The sequence below is a fragment of the Pedobacter sp. GR22-10 genome (assembly GCF_026239715.1).
GTDB lineage: Bacteria > Bacteroidota > Bacteroidia > Sphingobacteriales > Sphingobacteriaceae > Pedobacter.
Genome location: NZ_JAPIVR010000003.1, coordinates 113,105 through 130,572, shown reverse-complemented (window position 1 = coordinate 130,572; position 17,468 = coordinate 113,105). Strand labels below are relative to the sequence as shown.

18 protein-coding genes and 1 riboswitch are annotated in these 17,468 nt (G+C 39.8%); of the genes, 9 read left to right on the top strand and 9 right to left on the bottom strand.

Features of this window, described 5'->3' with window-relative positions:
- Nucleotides 1-85 precede the first annotated feature (85 nt).
- Nucleotides 86-1,375, bottom strand: a complete 1,290-nt coding sequence (locus OQX64_RS13210) for a voltage-gated chloride channel family protein (RefSeq protein WP_265819137.1) — start codon at nt 1,373-1,375, stop codon at nt 86-88.
- Nucleotides 1,376-1,391: 16 nt separating this feature from the next.
- A riboswitch (Fluoride riboswitch) is annotated at nt 1,392-1,454 on the bottom strand.
- Nucleotides 1,455-1,518: 64 nt separating this feature from the next.
- On the opposite strand from OQX64_RS13210, the gene OQX64_RS13205 reads away from it, so the two are divergent.
- Both OQX64_RS13205 and OQX64_RS13200 read left to right on the top strand, forming a co-directional pair.
- Nucleotides 1,519-2,484: a tryptophan 2,3-dioxygenase family protein gene (locus OQX64_RS13205; RefSeq protein ID WP_088299614.1), complete on the top strand. Its 966-nt coding sequence runs from the start codon at nt 1,519-1,521 to the stop codon at nt 2,482-2,484.
- Between the two features lie 231 nt (nt 2,485-2,715).
- Nucleotides 2,716-3,780, top strand: a complete 1,065-nt coding sequence (locus tag OQX64_RS13200) for a branched-chain amino acid aminotransferase (protein ID WP_265819136.1) — start codon at nt 2,716-2,718, stop codon at nt 3,778-3,780.
- A gap of 75 nt (nt 3,781-3,855) precedes the next feature.
- Here OQX64_RS13200 and OQX64_RS13195 read toward each other — a convergent pair whose 3' ends face one another.
- Both OQX64_RS13195 and radA read right to left on the bottom strand, forming a co-directional pair.
- Nucleotides 3,856-4,320 (bottom strand): DUF4920 domain-containing protein, encoded by a 465-nt coding sequence (locus OQX64_RS13195; protein ID WP_265819135.1) that lies wholly within the window; start codon nt 4,318-4,320, stop codon nt 3,856-3,858.
- A gap of 341 nt (nt 4,321-4,661) precedes the next feature.
- Complete coding sequence (gene radA, locus OQX64_RS13190; RefSeq protein ID WP_265819134.1) at nt 4,662-6,038, bottom strand: DNA repair protein RadA; 1,377 nt, start codon at nt 6,036-6,038, stop codon at nt 4,662-4,664.
- 219 nt (nt 6,039-6,257) lie between these two features.
- On the opposite strand from radA, the gene hflX reads away from it, so the two are divergent.
- The 4 genes from hflX to OQX64_RS13170 all read left to right on the top strand — a co-directional run bounded on the left by hflX (nt 6,258) and on the right by OQX64_RS13170 (nt 9,405).
- Complete coding sequence (gene hflX, locus OQX64_RS13185) at nt 6,258-7,445, top strand: GTPase HflX (protein WP_265819133.1); 1,188 nt, start codon at nt 6,258-6,260, stop codon at nt 7,443-7,445.
- 11 nt (nt 7,446-7,456) lie between these two features.
- Nucleotides 7,457-7,834, top strand: a complete 378-nt coding sequence (rbfA, locus tag OQX64_RS13180; protein ID WP_088299610.1) for a 30S ribosome-binding factor RbfA — start codon at nt 7,457-7,459, stop codon at nt 7,832-7,834.
- A gap of 164 nt (nt 7,835-7,998) precedes the next feature.
- Complete coding sequence (locus OQX64_RS13175) at nt 7,999-8,706, top strand: peptidoglycan DD-metalloendopeptidase family protein (RefSeq protein ID WP_265819132.1); 708 nt, start codon at nt 7,999-8,001, stop codon at nt 8,704-8,706.
- Nucleotides 8,707-8,751: 45 nt separating this feature from the next.
- Complete coding sequence (locus tag OQX64_RS13170) at nt 8,752-9,405, top strand: energy transducer TonB (protein ID WP_265819131.1); 654 nt, start codon at nt 8,752-8,754, stop codon at nt 9,403-9,405.
- A gap of 537 nt (nt 9,406-9,942) precedes the next feature.
- Here the strand turns inward: OQX64_RS13170 and OQX64_RS13165 are convergent.
- Nucleotides 9,943-10,797, bottom strand: a complete 855-nt coding sequence (locus OQX64_RS13165; RefSeq protein ID WP_265819129.1) for a diacylglycerol/lipid kinase family protein — start codon at nt 10,795-10,797, stop codon at nt 9,943-9,945.
- A gap of 60 nt (nt 10,798-10,857) precedes the next feature.
- Between OQX64_RS13165 and OQX64_RS13160 the strand changes: the two genes are divergently transcribed.
- Complete coding sequence (locus OQX64_RS13160; protein ID WP_265819128.1) at nt 10,858-11,832, top strand: App1 family protein; 975 nt, start codon at nt 10,858-10,860, stop codon at nt 11,830-11,832.
- Between the two features lie 17 nt (nt 11,833-11,849).
- Here the strand turns inward: OQX64_RS13160 and OQX64_RS13155 are convergent, their stop codons facing one another.
- Entirely contained in the window at nt 11,850-12,218 is a 369-nt protein-coding gene (locus tag OQX64_RS13155; RefSeq protein ID WP_265819127.1) for a YccF domain-containing protein, read from the bottom strand.
- 116 nt (nt 12,219-12,334) lie between these two features.
- Here OQX64_RS13155 and OQX64_RS13150 point away from each other — a divergent pair, with 116 nt between their 5' ends.
- Nucleotides 12,335-12,679 (top strand): hypothetical protein, encoded by a 345-nt coding sequence (locus tag OQX64_RS13150; protein ID WP_088299605.1) that lies wholly within the window; start codon nt 12,335-12,337, stop codon nt 12,677-12,679.
- Nucleotides 12,680-12,824: 145 nt separating this feature from the next.
- Here the strand turns inward: OQX64_RS13150 and OQX64_RS13145 are convergent, their stop codons facing one another.
- Entirely contained in the window at nt 12,825-14,024 is a 1,200-nt protein-coding gene (locus OQX64_RS13145) for a DUF1501 domain-containing protein (RefSeq protein ID WP_265819126.1), read from the bottom strand.
- 18 nt (nt 14,025-14,042) lie between these two features.
- Nucleotides 14,043-15,476, bottom strand: coding sequence for a DUF1800 domain-containing protein (locus OQX64_RS13140; RefSeq protein ID WP_265819125.1), 1,434 nt, complete (start codon nt 15,474-15,476; stop codon nt 14,043-14,045).
- 74 nt (nt 15,477-15,550) lie between these two features.
- On the opposite strand from OQX64_RS13140, the gene aat reads away from it, so the two are divergent.
- Nucleotides 15,551-16,195, top strand: coding sequence for a leucyl/phenylalanyl-tRNA--protein transferase (gene aat / locus OQX64_RS13135; protein ID WP_265819124.1), 645 nt, complete (start codon nt 15,551-15,553; stop codon nt 16,193-16,195).
- Nucleotides 16,196-16,233: 38 nt separating this feature from the next.
- On the opposite strand, the gene OQX64_RS13130 is transcribed toward aat, so the two are convergent.
- Entirely contained in the window at nt 16,234-17,016 is a 783-nt protein-coding gene (locus OQX64_RS13130) for a 3-keto-disaccharide hydrolase (RefSeq protein ID WP_265819123.1), read from the bottom strand.
- Nucleotides 17,017-17,082: 66 nt separating this feature from the next.
- Complete coding sequence (locus OQX64_RS13125; RefSeq protein WP_088299600.1) at nt 17,083-17,397, bottom strand: YgaP-like transmembrane domain; 315 nt, start codon at nt 17,395-17,397, stop codon at nt 17,083-17,085.
- Nucleotides 17,398-17,468: the final 71 nt, after the last annotated feature.

Genomic DNA, 17,468 nt, shown 5'->3' with positions numbered 1-17,468 from the left:
GCAATCTTTTCTTCTGAATAGATTGCTTCACATCATCATTAAGCCGTTGCCCTTCGCCATGTTGATGAGGCTTTACAGGTATTATTTATCCTAAAAACTGATGCTTCTTAATGCGAAATCTTTGAAAACGGCCAATGGCTTGTGATTTATAAATTCCCGCATGCCCGGAAAAAAAATATGCAGTAATGCAGGCAAAGACAATATAAACTGCAGAGTGCAAGCCGAATAATTCTGCACCCATGAAAATACAGGCCAGTGGTGTATTGGCCGCGCCGGAAAATACAGCAACGAAGCCCATTCCCGCTAATAATCCAACAGGTAATGGCATAAAAAGGCTTAAAAAACTTCCCAATGTAGCTCCGATAAAAAACAGCGGCGTAACCTCACCTCCCTTAAAACCACAGCCTAACGTTAAAGCCGTTAAAAAAAGTTTAATGGCAAAAGTATAATATGGCTCCTGTTGGGTAAATGATTCTGAAATTACAGGAATACCGAGCCCTGTATATCTGGTATTTCCGATCAGGAAAATAATCACTACCAATAAAGCACCTCCAATAAATGGCCTAAGAGGCGGATATTTTATTTTACCAAATAATTGGGATACCATATGGTTAAGCGTAGAAAAACTTCGGGCTACTAATCCAAAAATTATTCCTGATCCAAGTGATATCATCACATTTGTGAAATTCATTTCAGGCACTGATGTCATTAAATAATGCGTATGGCCCACACCCCAGGCTTTACAGGCATAGTTGGCAATGATTGCCGTAATAAAAGACGGTAAAATAGCCCGATACATTAAACCACCCAATACAAATACTTCCAGTCCGAAAATTGCTCCCGCCAATGGCGTTCCAAAAACAGATGCAAAGCCTGCACTGATGCCACATATTAGAATGATTTTTCGGTCGCCCGTTTTTAGATTGAACAGCCTTGTCAGCTGATCGGCAAAGGCTCCGCCTATTTGTACTGCCGTTCCCTCTCTTCCGGCTGAACCTCCGAACAAGTGGGTCACAATGGTTCCGGCAAAAATCAGCGGAGCCATAATTAATGGAATAACTTTTTTCGGGCTTTGGAGTTCCTCTATCAGAAGGTTGTTCCCTTTAACCACTTCTTTTCCCCAGTGATGATACGTGAAGCCAATAAGTAAACCGGCTAAAGGTAAGAAAGCAATTATCCATAAGTGCTGTTCACGGAAATTTGTCGCCCAATTCAATGTTTCTAAAAACAATGCTGATGCAGATCCTGCCGTTATACCGATAACTGCAGAAAAAAATATCCATCTGGCAATATCCAGGAACATTAAATTAAAATCTTGCTTTACGAAACGATTGACGGACAGCAGAAATCCATCTATTAAATTTTTAACAGGCATTTGAATTCAATTTTATTAAATCGTAGGAGTCATCAGCCTGTCTGGGCGGTTTTGGCGGTACCCCATCGCCTTAAGTTCAAAAGTAGAAAATTTGCTCATTTCTACAAAAATCTTTATCACCTTTGTAGCAATAAACCAAAATAATGGAATTTACACCAGAAATTAAAGATAAACTGCATCAGCTTCAGGAAAAATATACTGCAATGGGCCAGGACATGGCTTCCTACCTGGACGGGTTGCTTTATGCTGATTTCCTCACCTACTGGGATTATATCCATCTGGATACTTTGTTGAGTTTACAAAACCCAAAGACGCCAATTCCTGATGAAGAAATCTTTATCATGTATCATCAGATTACGGAGCTTTATTTTAAACTTTCCCTGCATGAATGCAGACAAATAGCCGAGCATGAACATTTAACCGTAGATTTTTTTACTGCGCGGGTAAAAAGAATAAATGCTTATTTTAATGCCTTAACCACTTCTTTTGAAGTGATGGTAGATGGCATGGAGAAGGAGCAGTTCCTGAAGTTCCGGATGTCGCTTTTGCCTGCGAGTGGTTTCCAGTCGGGGCAATACAGAATGATTGAAATTTGTGCCACAGATTTTATTCGCCTGGTAGATAAAAGTAAACGGGAGGAGTTGAGTAGCGCCACCATTGAAGCGCAGTTTGAACATATTTACTGGAAATTCGGCGCAACAGAACTGGCATCCGGAAAACAGACCCTCACATTGAAACAATTTATCAAAAAATATGCAGCACAGTTTTTACAGCTGGCTAAAGATCGGTCATTGACTAATTTCTCTGCCTTATTTCAACAGCTGCAAGCCAGCGGTGCCGATGTTTCTGCACTGGCAGCAGAATTGCGCAAACTTGATTTGTATGTCAATGTAGAATGGCCGCTGTCGCATTATAAATCTGCTGTTCGTTACCTGGAAAAAGACCCGGTTGATGTGGCGGCAACTGGAGGAACCAACTGGCAGAAATATTTGCCTCCGCGTTTTCAAAAAAGAATCTTTTATCCTTTCTTATGGACAGACGAACAAATGGAAGAGTGGGGTAAAGGTTGGGTGCTTAGTGTACTTAAAACACTCAAGAACAAAGATTAATATTTTGAAAAGCTATTAGAAAAGCCCGTTTTTTCTTAATTTGCGCAAAATAAATAATGATTGCGTTATAGAATGCCTGAATGATTGAATTTGCCTGTTGCAAACCGTCATTCATTCAAAAATCAATCATTTAAATTCAACAATAATTGAATTATTGGTTGATGGAATGATGGAACCTGCACGATCCAATCATTCACTCATTCAAAATTCATGCATTCAAAATTCAATAATATGACCGAGACCTTAGATATAAAAATCACCAAAACGGATCAAACACGTTTGAGCGTTACCGATTTTTCCCAATTACCGTTCGGTAAGGTTTTTACCGATCACATGTTTACAGCCGATTATGAAGATGGCGAATGGAAAAATTTACAAATTCTTCCATATGGACCAATTCCGATGAGCCCTGCAATTTCTGCGCTTCATTACGGCCAGGCCATTTTTGAAGGTTTAAAAGCTTATCGCCAGCCGGATGGAAAAATCAGTGTTTTCCGTGCTGACAAAAATTTTGAACGTTTTAATAAATCTGCCGCTAGAATGTCTATGGCAACCATCCCTGAAGAGATTTTTATGCAGGGCCTGGCTGCGTTAATTGCCGTTGACGAAAAATGGGTGCCGGATCAGGAAGATTATGCGCTATATATTCGTCCGGTAATGTTCGCCACAGATCCTTATTTGGGCGTAAGGGCATCTGATTCTTATAAATTTGCTTTATTAACCACCCCAACTGGACCATACTACAGTTCTGCGCTGAAAGTTAAAATTGAAAATGAATTTACCCGTGCAGATGAAGGCGGAGTTGGTTTTGCAAAAACTGCCGGAAACTATGCCCGTTCGTTATATCCATTCGAACAGGCGCGTAAAGAAGGTTTTGATCAATTAATCTGGACGGATTCTATTGCACATGAATATATTGAAGAAGCCGGAACAGCGAACTTAATGTTTGTAATGGATGGGAAACTGGTTACACCATCGGTAAGAAGCACGGTTTTAGACGGCGTTACCCGCGATACCATCATTAAACTGGCTAAAGCAGCGGGGATTGAGGTAGAAGAACGCAGGGTTTCAGTTCAGGAAGTGATTGAAGGTATTCAGAACGGGAGTTTAACAGAAGCCTTTGCTGCAGGAACTGCGGCTACGGTAACACATGTAGGACAGATCGGTTATAAAGGAGAAATCTACCAGTTAACTGATCCATCAACCAGATCAGTTTCAAATGGCATTGCTAAACAGTTGAATGATATCCGTTATGGTTTGGCACCTGATAAATTTGGCTGGAACTGGGTTTTATAATTCCATTCATCACCAGGAAAATAATCCCGGCACAGCATCTGTACCGGGATTATTTTTTACGCCTTCCAGCTTCAATTATTTATCCAAAATGACTACACCTTTCGCTTCGAAAGCCAGTTCCTTTTTAGGATCAGTAATTTTCGCTACTTCTTCGGGCGATTTTTTAGCATCTTCAGCATAGTGCCGTAAAGTTTCTACAGAGATGGTTTGTTTTTTGGCTAAACCATCCAACACTACATTCTTGCCTATAATATCCATTGGCATAAAAAAAGCATAGTCTTTAAATGTCACACGCATGGGTTCACCATTAGGCATTTCCAAAGTCATCCAGCAGCCTTTTTTCTTACACACATCAACCACTTTGCCCTGAATCTTCATGTCTGCTGTAGTTTTATTTCCCATTGCAGCCTCCATTTTGGCAGCAGGTTTAACGTTACCCATTGTTACTTCCGCTCCAAATTTCTGGCCTGTATATGCCGTTTGTGAAAAGCCGGTAAGAGCGAAAAGGCAAAAACCCAGGCCTAAAATAATTTTTTTCATTGGGAATATTTTTAAAGTTTGACGCGGTTATTTATCTGATTTAAAGTTATCTAAAATTTAGTGGAATTGTATAAATAAAAAAATCCCCGTTAGGTATGGCTAACGGGGAAAATCATCCCTAGTGTTATCAATCACATCCCATGATGAACAACAAAACAACTCAGGCAAAGGTTAAACCAGAACCATAAAAATAATTTAAATATTTTTTAAATACCTGATTATTAATTATTTATTTACTCCTTAAAGGGGTTGATAAATTTTTTAAAATTAAAATCTGGGGAATTTGATGATCAAAATGTGGAAAATTCGTTGCATAAATTCCACTATCGTATAGCTATTACTTAACCGAAAATCATCCCGAAAACTTCTTCAATTTTACTTACGGCTTTAATTTCCAGGTGATATTTAGCAATGTCAATTCCTTTCAGGTTATATTTTGAAATGTAAATGGTTTCGAAACCCAGTTTATCAGCTTCGGCAATACGTTGTTCAATCCGGTTTACTGCCCTGATTTCTCCTGATAAGCCAACTTCAGCGGCAAAACAATTCTTGGATGAAATGGAAATATCCTGATGGGAGGAGATAATCGCAATCAGCACAGCCAGATCAATTGCGGGGTCTTCCACCCGGATGCCACCTGCAATATTTAAAAAAACATCCTGGGTACTTAACCTGAAGCCGCAACGTTTTTCCAGTACGGCTAAAAGCATGTTCATCCGTTTGGTATCAAAGCCGGTAGCAGATCGTTGTGGCGTACCATAAGCAGCCGCACTTACCAATGCCTGTGTTTCAATTAACATCGGGCGTGCACCTTCCAGCATCGCTGATATCGCAATGCCACTTAATTCTTCATCGCGCTGCGAGAGGAGTATTTCAGAAGGATTAGATACTTCCCTTAAGCCACTTCCCTGCATTTCATATATTCCCAGCTCAGCTGCGGCCCCGAAACGGTTTTTAATCGACCTCAGGATCCGGTAAACATGATGCCTGTCGCCTTCAAACTGTAAAACAGTGTCTACCATGTGTTCCAGGATTTTCGGTCCGGCAATGGCGCCGTCCTTGGTAATATGGCCGATCAGAAAAACCGGTACACCGGTTTCTTTCGCAAAACGAAGTAACTCTGCAGTACATTCCCTTACCTGTGACACACTTCCCGGAGTAGAATCAATATGAGCTGAATGTAAGGTTTGAATAGAATCTACCACCAGTATCTCTGGTTGCAGTATTTCGATTTGTTTAAAGATATTTTGGGTGGATGTTTCGGTCAGGATATAGCAGTCTGCAGACGGACTTTCTTTAATCCGCTCTGCCCGCATTTTTATTTGCTGTTCACTTTCCTCACCAGATATATAAAGAAGTTTTTTACCCTTTAAATTTAGGGCCAGTTGTAGCATGAGGGTAGATTTACCAATGCCCGGTTCGCCCCCAATCAGCACCAGTGATCCTTCTACCAAACCACCACCTAAAACACGGTCAAGTTCTTTATCGCCGGTTAAGATCCTTCTTTCTACGGATGACTGTATCTCATCAACCTTACTGGGTTTGCTTAATTTTCTCAAACTGGTTTCGGTTTTCCAGGCGGGTACAGATGTGGTGCTTTTCTCTATAATTTCTTCAACAAATGTATTCCATTGCCCACATGAAGGACATTTTCCTAACCACTTTGCTGATTCATAACCACAACTCTGACAGAAATATGCTGTTTTAGTTTTTGCCAATTGCTTTCAATTTTAGAATACGAATTTAACCTTTAGTGCGTGATTGTGCTTTTATTTTTATAAACATTTCCGGGCAGGAATAATTGATTGTTGTAGAGGAGAATATTTAAATTTATGGAGCAAATGTAAGCTTCCATCTTAAAGGCAAACTTTCCTGTCACCTCATGGGTTGTAAATGAAAGTTACATTTTGCAAAATTTGTATCTTTGTACATATTACATGGGAAAACAGAAATTTTATGATACTGCGATCAAGCAGGAGCGGGCCATATTGGTTGGTGTAATTACGCCGGGCGAAAAGGAAGAACAAACAAAAGAATATTTAGATGAATTAGCTTTTCTGGTTGAAACAGCTGGCGGTAAAGTGGAAAAGAATTTTACCCAAAAGATGTTGAAGCCGGAGCGTGCCACTTTTGTCGGTACCGGAAAGCTGGAAGAAATCAAGGCGTATGTAAAATCGGAGGAGATTGATACCGTGGTTTTTGATGATGAATTATCCCCATCTCAACTGCGTAATATTGATCGTGAACTTGGGGTAAAAGTTTTGGATCGCAGTAACCTGATCCTGGATATTTTTGCCGGGAGAGCACAAACTGCTCAGGCTAAAACCCAGGTAGAGTTAGCACAACTGCAATATGTTTTACCCCGGTTAACCGGTATGTGGACCCACCTTGAACGCCAGAAAGGTGGTATCGGGATGCGTGGACCAGGTGAAACACAGATAGAGAGTGACAGAAGGATTATCCTGAATAAAATCTCTTTACTAAAAGAGCGTTTAAGATTAATTGACAAACAGAACGAAACACAGCGTAAAAACCGTGGTCAGCTCATTCGTGTGGCTTTAGTGGGGTATACCAATGTGGGTAAATCAACCATCATGAATATGCTGTCAAAATCTGAGGTTTTTGCTGAAAACAAACTTTTTGCCACGCTGGATACGACCGTAAGAAAGGTGGTGATTGAAAATTTGCCCTTTCTGCTGTCTGATACGGTTGGGTTTATCCGCAAACTGCCCCATCATCTGGTCGAGTGTTTTAAATCTACGCTGGATGAAGTGCGTGAAGCAGATATCCTGATTCATGTGGTAGATGTTTCACATCCGAATTTTGAAGATCAGATTCATATTGTGAATGAAACCTTAAAGGATATCGGTGCAATTGATAAAGATATGATGCTGGTGTTCAATAAAATTGATGCTTATGTATCGCCGGAAACTGAAGGAGATGATGACGATGGCAAATTAAGTCTTCACGATTTCAAAAAAAGCTGGATGAGCCATGGCAAGGCCCCTGTACTTTTTATTTCAGCAACGGAAAAAGAGAACATAGAAGAGTTTAAAAATTTATTATACGATAAAGTTAAGGCTGCACATACCGCCAGATACCCGTATGATAATTTACTTTATTAATAATAAAAGATATGGAAAGTAAACGTCAGCAAAAATTTGCAGGAGTACTACAGGAAGAATTGGCACAGGTTTTTCAACGTGAGGGTGGAGCATTTTTGCCAAACACATTGGTAACTATCACCCGTGTGCGGGTATCGCCGGATTTAGCTGTAGCGAAAGTGTATCTGAGCTTTTTTAATACCAGCAACACCACATTATCCATTAATACCGTTAATTCACATGCCGGCGAGATCCGGTATAAACTGGGTGCACGGATTCGCCACCAGGTAAGGGTGGTGCCGGAACTTACTTTTTTTGTGGATGATACCAATGAGTACGTGGAACGCATGGATCACCTGTTTGAGAAAATAGCAAAGGAACCAAGACAACCAGACGAGGAAGCTGAATAATTCAAGCTGAATTAGGGTATTGTACCTCGAAAAAGATTATGCCCGCATGGTAAACCTACCTGCGGGTATTTTTTTACAGCCTGAAGATGGGGGCTTAAATAGTTTAAGTTTCCTGTTGAAAAAATGCTTGCCAGAACCCAACACTTATCACCATACCTATTAACATGAAAATGAAAACATTTGAGCAGGTTATTCACGCAAATGCAGCACATATTCAAAGTATAATTGATTTTAATGCAGATACCGATCAGCTCTTGTCCTTGGATTTTACAGCGAAGAATGTTGAACTTACCAATGAAACATTAGCAGATACAGGGATGTTCTCCAGATGGGTAGATCAGCAACTTGTAAAGCATCAGGCCCGTTATGGCATTGGAGGTTATAATGAGCATCGGACCATTTATGCCCGCAGTGCTCATTTTGATACCGAAGAAGAACCACGAAGATTGCATTTGGGTGTCGATATCTGGGCCCCTGCCGGAACAGCAATTTGCAATTTTTATGAGGCAAGGGTACATAGTTTCGCCAACAATAATCACTTTGGAGATTATGGTGCAACCATTGTACTTGCTTATGAAATGGCTGGTTATACATTTCATGCGTTGTATGGGCATTTAAGTCTGGAATCCTTGAACGGCCTGAAGGAAGGGGATTTTATTGCTGCAGGAAGCAAATTTGCCACATTAGGCGTAAAGGAAGAAAACGGGAACTGGCCACCACATTTACACTTTCAGATGATTCGGGATATGGGGAAGTGGAAAGGTGATTATCCCGGTGTATGCCGGTTTAGTGAAAGGGAAGAATACCTGGAAAATTGCCCTGATCCGAATATCATACTGGCGCTCCACCTGCATCATATGGGATCTGATTAATGCATGCTGAAACGCAGCAGTTATTTTTTACGTAAATTAGAAAATATGAAAGTGCTCACAACCATTTGCTTTGTTTTTTTTAGTGTATTTGTTTCCGCACAGGTTCAGTTCCAAGCTGGAAAGGGGAACTTTGCTGATTTTTTAAGAGAACATACCATTTACCCGGCTTTCTCCAAGGCAAATTGCATACAGGGTACAGTTAGCATCAGTTTTAAATTAGATCAGCAAGGTAAAATATACTCTTCCAAAGTTACTAAGGGTATTCTTACAGATCTGGATGAAGAAGCCCTGAGGCTGGTACGCCTGAGTAGTGGCAAATGGAAGGTGCCTTCCGGTTATGATACCACAACAGCAGTAATTATTCCGGTAAACTTCCGGCTGGAAGGCTATCAATGTGAAGGGAAATCTAAATCAGATATGGCTGCTGCAATCAGGGCCTATCAATCAGAAGAAGCATTAACCAATTCGGTGATTAATTTCTATAAAAATATAGATCAGGCGAAACCCGGGCAGGAAGTCCAGTTTATTGCCATTAAAAAACAGTTGGGGATTGATGATGATTACCTGAATTCGAGAATAGAAACAGGACTGAAAAAAATTAAGCAGGGTGATCGTCAGGGGGCATGCGAGGATTTCTTCTTTGTTAAGAATATGGGTAGCAATATGGCGGATGCTTACCTGGCTAAATATTGTAAATAAATGAAAAATACTGTCCGATTTTTCGCCTTTCTTGATCTTCTTAGCATTTTTACTGGCCAAACAATTTTGGGGAATGATTACACACCTCAATCAAATTCCCGATCAGCTGGTTTCCCAGGTTAAAGTGTGGCTTACTTTGTTTTTATTCGTGCTGCTTTTTGTTTCTGCAATAGGGTTATTCCTATCTCGCAAATTTGGGTTTATCGCTTACTATGTGCAGTTTCCCTTTCGGTTAATCGTGTGGGTTTTTTCAATAGGTTTCATTACCTTTTTGCCTGAACTGCTGAATTTAAGTGACGCCTGGTTTAACGCTCTTTTTAAAGTGTGCTTTATTGCAGAGTTCTTTAGGTTATATTATACTGTTCAAATTCATAAACGGTATTTTTAAAATCATTGTTTTCCTGCGGATGACAGGGATTAGCAGATCTGGATGCTGAAAAAATTCTTTAGTTTTAAACACAAATGAAAACATAAGTATAGATAAGGTTGCGCTAAACGCTGCATATCTCTGTTATTCATTATTTTCAATAGTTCAGGTTATAAAATTACGGTTACGGAGGCAGGTAAAATTTTAGCAGTAACTTCGTTTACTTTACCTATGTATTCTCCATCTACCTGAAAATGGGCTTTGTGTTTGGAAGATATTTTCACCTGTGAGGTTTGAAAAACTTCTATTTTTTTCGGATTAAAAGGAAGTTTGGTCAGCCAGATTTTTAAGATTTCCAGGTAGGAATAATCTTTCACCACCACAATTTCAAACAATTCATCATCAAGTTTCCCGTCAGGGTTTATTTTCAGGCCTGTACCATACATGGTTGCATTGGCAATAGCCACCATAGCTGCAGCAGATTTAATGGTTGCTCCTTTAATATTGAGTTCAATCTGCATACGTTTGTGGTTCCACAAGGCATGCCAGGTCGCTTTGGCATAACCCCACATGCCACGTTCGGGCATCGTATCAAATTTCTTTACCAGGTAGGCATTAAAACCAAGGTCTGATAAGTGAATGCAAAGCTCATCGTTCAGCTTAATAGCATGAATTTGATGCGGTTTCCCGCTGATGACCAGATCAAGTGCCAATTCAATATCTGTCGGAATACCCAATTCCTTTGCCATTCCATTTGCAGATCCGGCAGGGATAATGCCTATTGGAATGCCGGTGTTCAGCAGGCATTCTGCAACAAGTTTCAGGGTTCCGTCTCCACCAACGGCCACCACCCGGTCTGCTTTTTCCTGATTGATTTTTTCCTTTATATTTTTAAGCGAGCAATCTTTAGGAAGCTCAAATAGTTCGGTTGTGATGTCTTTTGAAGAAAAATGTGCAGAAATTACTTCCTTTAAATTGAGATCGTGACTACCGGAGCCCGGATTTATAACAAATAGTAATTTCATGTGCTTAACCTAATGGCTTACAACAACAAACAACTTTTATGAAACTCTGTTTTAATATCAATGAATAAATCTGTTAGTGTAAAAGTTTATCATGGTTACGGGCACAAACATAACCTTGTTGTTTATGGTCATGTATTTAAACGTAAAGCAAAAAGTAAACAGGTTTACAGCAACAACATTTTGGTCAATGTTATTCACCTGTTAAAGCTTTTTATTTTGAAGCCCTATCCTTTGGTTGAGGTCAGGCTTCAGTTTTTCGGACAAACCGTATATCAGAAAACTGAACACGATGGTTTCTTTAAATTTGAATGGGCGGCTGATGAAGATGTTCAGGCAGGCTGGCATCATGTAAAAGTAGCGGCTGTTGATAAGGACGGAAAGGTATTGAATACTGGTGAAGGCAAAGTTTACGTACCGCATATTACGCAATACGCCTTTATTTCTGATGTGGATGATACGGTGATGATTTCGCATTCTGCAACCATTTGGAGAAGGCTGCGTGAACTTTTTATTAAAAATCCACATACCCGGAAAACCTTCCCGGATGCGGCAAGCCATTACCGGCAACTGGCCTTATCGCATACGGATAAAAATCAGCCTAATCCCTTTTTTTATGTCAGCAGCAGTGAATGGAACCTGTATGATTACCTAATTGAAACCTTTCGTTTTAACAAACTTCCGGATGGGGCATTTTTACTGAATACTTTAAAGAAGTGGAGCGATTTGCTTAAAACCGGTAAAACCGGACACGAAGGGAAGTTACTGCGGGTGATGCGCATTCTGGATGCTTTTCCAAACCAGAAATTCATTTTTTTTGGTGATAATTCTCAGCATGATCCTATTATCTATACGCAGATTGTAGAAAGATACCCAGAGAATATTGAGGCCGTTTACATCCGCAACATCAGGCCTGAAAAAGAAGATGAAACACAATTACTGATGCAACGAATCGAAACGCATAACGTTCGCACCTGCCTGTTTAAAGATAGTAATGAGGCCATCAAACATTCAAATGCTATTGGTTTAATTCAGTAAACCTGGATTCTTAAATTTTATGCAATTGATTTTCCAAAAGGTGTAAAAGCCAGGTTCATTAATTTAAAGTGTTGTCTGCCAAAGGGAATGCCTATAATGGTGATGCAAAATAAAATTCCGAAGAACAGATGTGTTAAGGCAATCCAAAACCCGCCACACACTAACCAGAGTATATTCATAATCGTTGATAAGCAGCCGGTATTTGAAGATGTATCAGTGATTTTAACCCCAAAAGGGGCAAGGCCAACAATTGCAAATTTAAAGCATTGAATGCCAAAGGGAATGCCCACAATGGTCAGGCAAAGGATTAAACCGCCGATAATATATTCGAAGAAAATAAAAATCCCGCCAAAAATAATCCAGATAATATTGCCTACAAAGTTCATTTTATTTTTTAGTTTAAGATAGCTTTTAGTTGTAATTGTTACAATTGTTAAATGATTCTTCTCTTTTCAAAAAATGTTTTTTCTTAATTTACAGGCACACACAAAAGAAACAGGTTATGAAAAAAACATTAATTTTAGCCACACTCATGGCTGGCTTTGCATCGGTCGATGTTAAAGCACAAACTGTAAATGGCATTCGGTTGACAGATATCAAAGCTGACTATATTCAGGTCAGGGCAGATGAGAGGGTTTTAGCGCGAACCTTTTTTATCACCATTGAATATGGACAACTAACAAACGATTGGGAGAATACTGTATTAAAGGATGACGACGGAAAGAAAATACAATTTAATTCTGCGTTAGACTTTATTAACAAGGCGAAATCCTATGGCTATGAGCTTTTCCAGGTTTTTACCGAAGGTGAAAAAAAGGATGTGGTATATCTGTTAAAGCGAAAATAGATACCGATAAATTGCAGGAAGGTTGTCCTTTTTCGCTGCACTTGTAGGTCAATCACATCAGGATAGAAACGCCGGCAATTTTTTCTATTGCCGGCGTTGTAATGAATGGCAGTACTCTCCACAGCCGAAACCTGGGTATTTCAAATTATATGAAGTCCAGTGTGTTAAATTTTTTATTTAAGATTTCACCATTGTTTACATCCAGCCATTTATCTAGTATGGTGCCGTAAACCTGGCGGAAATCGAGTTGGTATTTCAAATCACCGCTATCCAAATCGCTTAAGTTTGGCGCATCATTAAAGATGCCTTGTTTTTTAAGCCGGCCACCAAATACGAACATATTATTCGCCGTACCATGATCTGTCCCGCTGCTTGCATTTTGTTCCACACGGCGGCCAAATTCTGAAAAAGTGATAACCAGTGTATCTTCCAGCTTATTATTGGTTTTAAGATCTTTTATAAAAGCAGCCATGCCTTCGCTGTATTGTTTTAATAAATTGCCTTGCTGGCCGATTTGATTTACATGGGTATCAAAACCGCTGAGCGATACATAATAAACCCTGGTTTTTAATCCCGAAGAAATGAATTTGGATACCGTTTTCAGCTGGTTGGCGAAGCCGCTGGAAGGATAGGTGAATTTAGATTGGTAGATCTTCGAAGTATTCTGGATGTAGCTGGCTGATGATTGCGTTTCAATCATGGTTTTATACAAATAACCTAAATTATCTTCATCCAAATGTTCCTGGTCATTTTGCAATACCGCTTTAAAAAAAGGGTTATTCGTGTTGTTGAATAGTGATGCAGGATCTTTCAGGGCAATGCCTTTTTTAGTTTGTCCTTTCATGGCCAGTGATAATGAATCATCTACTTCAATGGCTGTATAAGGGAATTTGCAGGTCTGGCAGTTGCTGTCGAGGTAGCGGCCAATCCAGCCGGTTGACAGGAACTGATTGCTGTCGCTACCCGTTTGCCAGATATCCATAGAGCGGAAGTGCGAACGATCCGGATTGGGATAGCCAACATCATTGATGATGGTCATCCAGCCCTGGTCATAAATCTCTTGTAAAGCTGCCATGTTAGGATTTAGTCCCTGCATATTGTTAAGTTTGATGACTTCCTGTGGTTTAATGGCAATACTTTTTCTTTTCTGATAATAAATGTCATTTCCAAAAGGCACTACGGTATTTAAGCCATCGTTCCCGCCGGATAGTTGTACCACCACCAGGTTTTTATAAAGGCTCAGTTCGTCAAGTGCTAAAGCCTCAAAAGGTTTCATAAATGCGGGTACAAATAGGGAACCTGCGGCAACAAAACCTGTATTTCTTAAAAAATTTCTTCTGTTCATGTCCTTATGATTTGAGATTTAAACAAGCTGATATTCCGGCATACTGGTAATTTCAACTGCAGTGCTTCGAAGGCCCTTATTGTTGCTCACCATTTTTATGATTTTATCATTCAGTTTTGGCTGTAAGAGAAACGAAGTAAGTTCAGTGGGCGATATCCCTTTAGGGAAGGTGCTTAAAAATTTTGACCAATCTGCATTGGCATTTACATAAGATTTTGGCTTCGAATTTTTATTTGCCGCAGTATTTTTGTTCAGGGCAATTACAGCCTCATCTTCCGGATCTGCTTTGCCACTAAAATCAATCTCACCATCATTTAAAACTAAAGAAGGAATCCGCATCCTCAACATGAGAGACGAACTATCTATCCAGTTTTGCCCTCCAGGCCAACCCGCTACATTGGGTGGGTTAAACAGGTACTGGCCCAGGCTGCTTTGTAGCTGAATCAGTATTTGTGGTTTATTATAAGTGACATAAAATTCCCGGCTTAAACCTACCAGAAACTCTATCGGCGATTTGATTTTAGTCCCTACATTTTCCGGAGCATAAAACCATTCAGAAGTAAACATCTTCTGCATCAATGCTGAAATATCGTAGTTCGATGCATAAAAATGATCACCCAATTCTTTTACATGTACTTCATTGGGTTGATCATTAACAAAAAATTTATAAACTTTTCTGGAAATGAATTCAGCAGTATCCGGTTTTGCCAAAATGAGGTCAATGATGTTCTCTCCATCAAAATTACCTGTTTTACCAAAAAATGTTTTGGTACCCTCATCATGCAGGTTTTGACGGAAAATAAATGCTCCGTCTTTGTCATACATCCATCCGGTAAAAGATCTTGCCGATTCCTTAATGTCATTTTCGGTGTATTTCCCTCTGCCCAGCGTAAAAAGTTCCATCAATTCACGGGCAAAGTTTTCGTTGGGTTTGCCCTTTCTGTTTTGCTGATTGTTCAGGTATTGTAACATCGCCGGTGATTTAGACACTTCAACCAATAGTGTTTTGAAATTGCCTAATCCGTGTGTTCTCTGGATGTTATTGAGCTGTTGTGCGTATAGAGGTTCATTGCTGCGGCAAGCAAAATGGCCATGCCAAAAAAGCGTCATCTTTTCTCGCAAAGGGGAGGTGGTATTAATCAATTTATCAATCCAGGCAATATTCAGGTCCTTACTCACTTCATTCTGCATGCGGGTAATTTCCTGACGAATTTTCTTTTCCTCATCGGTGAGGTCTTTTTTAGCATATAAGCCAGCCTGAACAAGCATCTGGCGTCTGGATTCGGTATCACTCACCAGGCTGATCGAATCATCTTTAGCTTCTTTTAATAATCCGGCAACATTTTTTTCGATGCTTTTTTTGCTTAGTTTATGTAAATCAGCATATGAAATTCCGAATCCGGCCCTATTGTAAAGATGCTTTACTTTGATGAAATTGTCTTTTGCACTCATAATAAACAGTTTAGTTGTAGGACATGATTTAAACGCCCGGGTTTAATCGTTATTTTTCTTTCTTATTTTTGAGGATGTTTTTTCAATTACCAGATCATGAAATGATCTTTCCTGATCCAGCCCTTGCTGAAGATGATGGTTTACTTGCGATTGGTGGCGATTTGAGTCTGGAAAGATTGTTACTGGCCTATTCTAGCGGAATTTTTCCATGGTTTAGTGAGGGAGAACCTATTTTATGGTATGCGCCTCATGAACGTTGTGTGATCTATCCTGAACGCCTGTTAGTGAGTAAGAGCATGCGCAAAATATTTCGGGATGACGTATTTAAAATTACATGCAATACCGCATTTGAAGAAGTGATTTCGAACTGTGCTAAAACACCGAGGAAAGGGCAGGATGGAACCTGGATCACCAACGAAATGCAGGCAGCCTACATTAACCTTCATCGGCATGGTTATGCACACAGTGTAGAAGTTTGGCATCATGATCAGCTGGCCGGTGGATTATACGGACTGAAAATAAACCGCGTTTTTTGCGGGGAAAGCATGTTTAGTACTGTCAGTAATGCATCAAAGGCGGCATTAATTTATTTAAGCCGACTGGATATTGATTTGATTGATTGTCAGTTACCTAATGATCATTTAATGAGTTTAGGTGCTGAAATGATCTCAAGAGAAGTGTATATGGACTTTCTTCAAGCTGGTCATAGCTTCAGATAGCAAAAAAAACCTGCAAAATAAATTGCAGGTTTTAATTGTTAAAGTTCTCTAACCCAGATATTTCTAAAGCTAATAGCTGGGCTGGGGTCGCCGTGATCCTGAAGTTTAATTGATGCGGCGCCATGTTTTTTATATTCGGGTGCACCAATCCATCTGGTTTCGCCTTTTACCACGAAATTATTTTGTAATAAAACACCGTTAAGCATTACCGTAACTGTTGCAGGCTTTAGCACAGATCCGTCTTCCTTAAATCGTGGGGCATTCCATATGATATCATAATACTGCCATTCACCGGGTTTTTTATTGGCATTCGCCAGTGGAATCCCCTGCTTATACACACTTCCGGTTTGCCCGTTAACATATGTTTTATTCTGATAGGAATCCATAATCTGGATTTCATATCCGCTATCGCCTGGCCCTGTAGATGCCAAAAATACACCACTATTTCCTCGGGCCTGGCTTGTTCCGGTAATGTTAGCCGGAATTCTCCACTCCATGTGAAGCTGATAGTCGGTAAACTTTTTATTGGTTTCAATATTACCGGTGCCTTTTTTTACCGTAAAGAAGCCATCATCTATCGTCCAGGCTGCAGGTTTTGACGGATCGTTAACAGAATGCCAGGCATCCAGATTTCTGCCGTTAAACAAAATAATAGCATCAGAAGGTGCATCCTGAGGCAGGTTACCTGGGGTTACCGTTTTTGGAACAGGTTCCCAGACTTCTGTTTTGGCCGCTTCTTTTGCCGGATCTGTTTTTTTATCCTGCGCTAATGCCGACATACCAAATAGTGTTGGAATGAAAAGTAATGCGTATTTGCTCATAATTATAGGTTATCTTTTTTAAAGTTAACCAGTTTATTAAGAAATAGAAATTTCGTATTCAATTTATTACGCCAGATCATCAGCTAAATACGTTTCTTTGATTACGATTTCATCAGGGATGAGTTCTTCACGTTGTTCCTGTAAATCTTTTAGCGGGCAATATCCGGTTAAACCCCTGTAAAGTAATCCTGCACCTGCAGCAGCTCCCGTTAAAGCAATAACCGGGTGAGAAAACACATTGGTTAATCCTTTAAAAAGCAAATAAGTTCCGGCTGCACCAGATAGCCAACGTTCTGATCTGGAGATATTTTGAAACAATTCAGGATATTTCCAGGCCTCTTTTACATTGTCAATAGCTCTATTTAAATTTTCGTTTTCCATGATGGTAGATTTAATGTGATCTAATAACAACTGGAAAATGATACAGTTTTAAAATGATGTGGATAAAATCC

What these genes read in the sequence shown, in the direction of transcription:
- OQX64_RS13155 (WP_265819127.1), bottom strand. Translation starts at nt 12,218, where the DNA reads ATGAACTTTGTAGGCAATATTATCTGGATTATTTTTGGCGGGATTTTT.
- OQX64_RS13195 (WP_265819135.1), bottom strand. Translation starts at nt 4,320, where the DNA reads ATGAAAAAAATTATTTTAGGCCTGGGTTTTTGCCTTTTCGCTCTTACC.
- OQX64_RS13170 (WP_265819131.1), top strand. Translation starts at nt 8,752, where the DNA reads ATGAAAGTGCTCACAACCATTTGCTTTGTTTTTTTTAGTGTATTTGTT.
- OQX64_RS13145 (WP_265819126.1), bottom strand. Translation starts at nt 14,024, where the DNA reads ATGAACAGAAGAAATTTTTTAAGAAATACAGGTTTTGTTGCCGCAGGT.
- aat (WP_265819124.1), top strand. Translation starts at nt 15,551, where the DNA reads ATGTTTTTTCAATTACCAGATCATGAAATGATCTTTCCTGATCCAGCC.
- rbfA (WP_088299610.1), top strand. Translation starts at nt 7,457, where the DNA reads ATGGAAAGTAAACGTCAGCAAAAATTTGCAGGAGTACTACAGGAAGAA.
- OQX64_RS13140 (WP_265819125.1), bottom strand. Translation starts at nt 15,476, where the DNA reads ATGAGTGCAAAAGACAATTTCATCAAAGTAAAGCATCTTTACAATAGG.
- OQX64_RS13160 (WP_265819128.1), top strand. Translation starts at nt 10,858, where the DNA reads ATGAATAAATCTGTTAGTGTAAAAGTTTATCATGGTTACGGGCACAAA.
- OQX64_RS13210 (WP_265819137.1), bottom strand. Translation starts at nt 1,375, where the DNA reads ATGCCTGTTAAAAATTTAATAGATGGATTTCTGCTGTCCGTCAATCGT.
- hflX (WP_265819133.1), top strand. Translation starts at nt 6,258, where the DNA reads ATGGGAAAACAGAAATTTTATGATACTGCGATCAAGCAGGAGCGGGCC.
- OQX64_RS13205 (WP_088299614.1), top strand. Translation starts at nt 1,519, where the DNA reads ATGGAATTTACACCAGAAATTAAAGATAAACTGCATCAGCTTCAGGAA.
- OQX64_RS13200 (WP_265819136.1), top strand. Translation starts at nt 2,716, where the DNA reads ATGACCGAGACCTTAGATATAAAAATCACCAAAACGGATCAAACACGT.
- OQX64_RS13175 (WP_265819132.1), top strand. Translation starts at nt 7,999, where the DNA reads ATGAAAATGAAAACATTTGAGCAGGTTATTCACGCAAATGCAGCACAT.
- OQX64_RS13125 (WP_088299600.1), bottom strand. Translation starts at nt 17,397, where the DNA reads ATGGAAAACGAAAATTTAAATAGAGCTATTGACAATGTAAAAGAGGCC.
- OQX64_RS13150 (WP_088299605.1), top strand. Translation starts at nt 12,335, where the DNA reads ATGAAAAAAACATTAATTTTAGCCACACTCATGGCTGGCTTTGCATCG.
- OQX64_RS13165 (WP_265819129.1), bottom strand. Translation starts at nt 10,797, where the DNA reads ATGAAATTACTATTTGTTATAAATCCGGGCTCCGGTAGTCACGATCTC.
- OQX64_RS13130 (WP_265819123.1), bottom strand. Translation starts at nt 17,016, where the DNA reads ATGAGCAAATACGCATTACTTTTCATTCCAACACTATTTGGTATGTCG.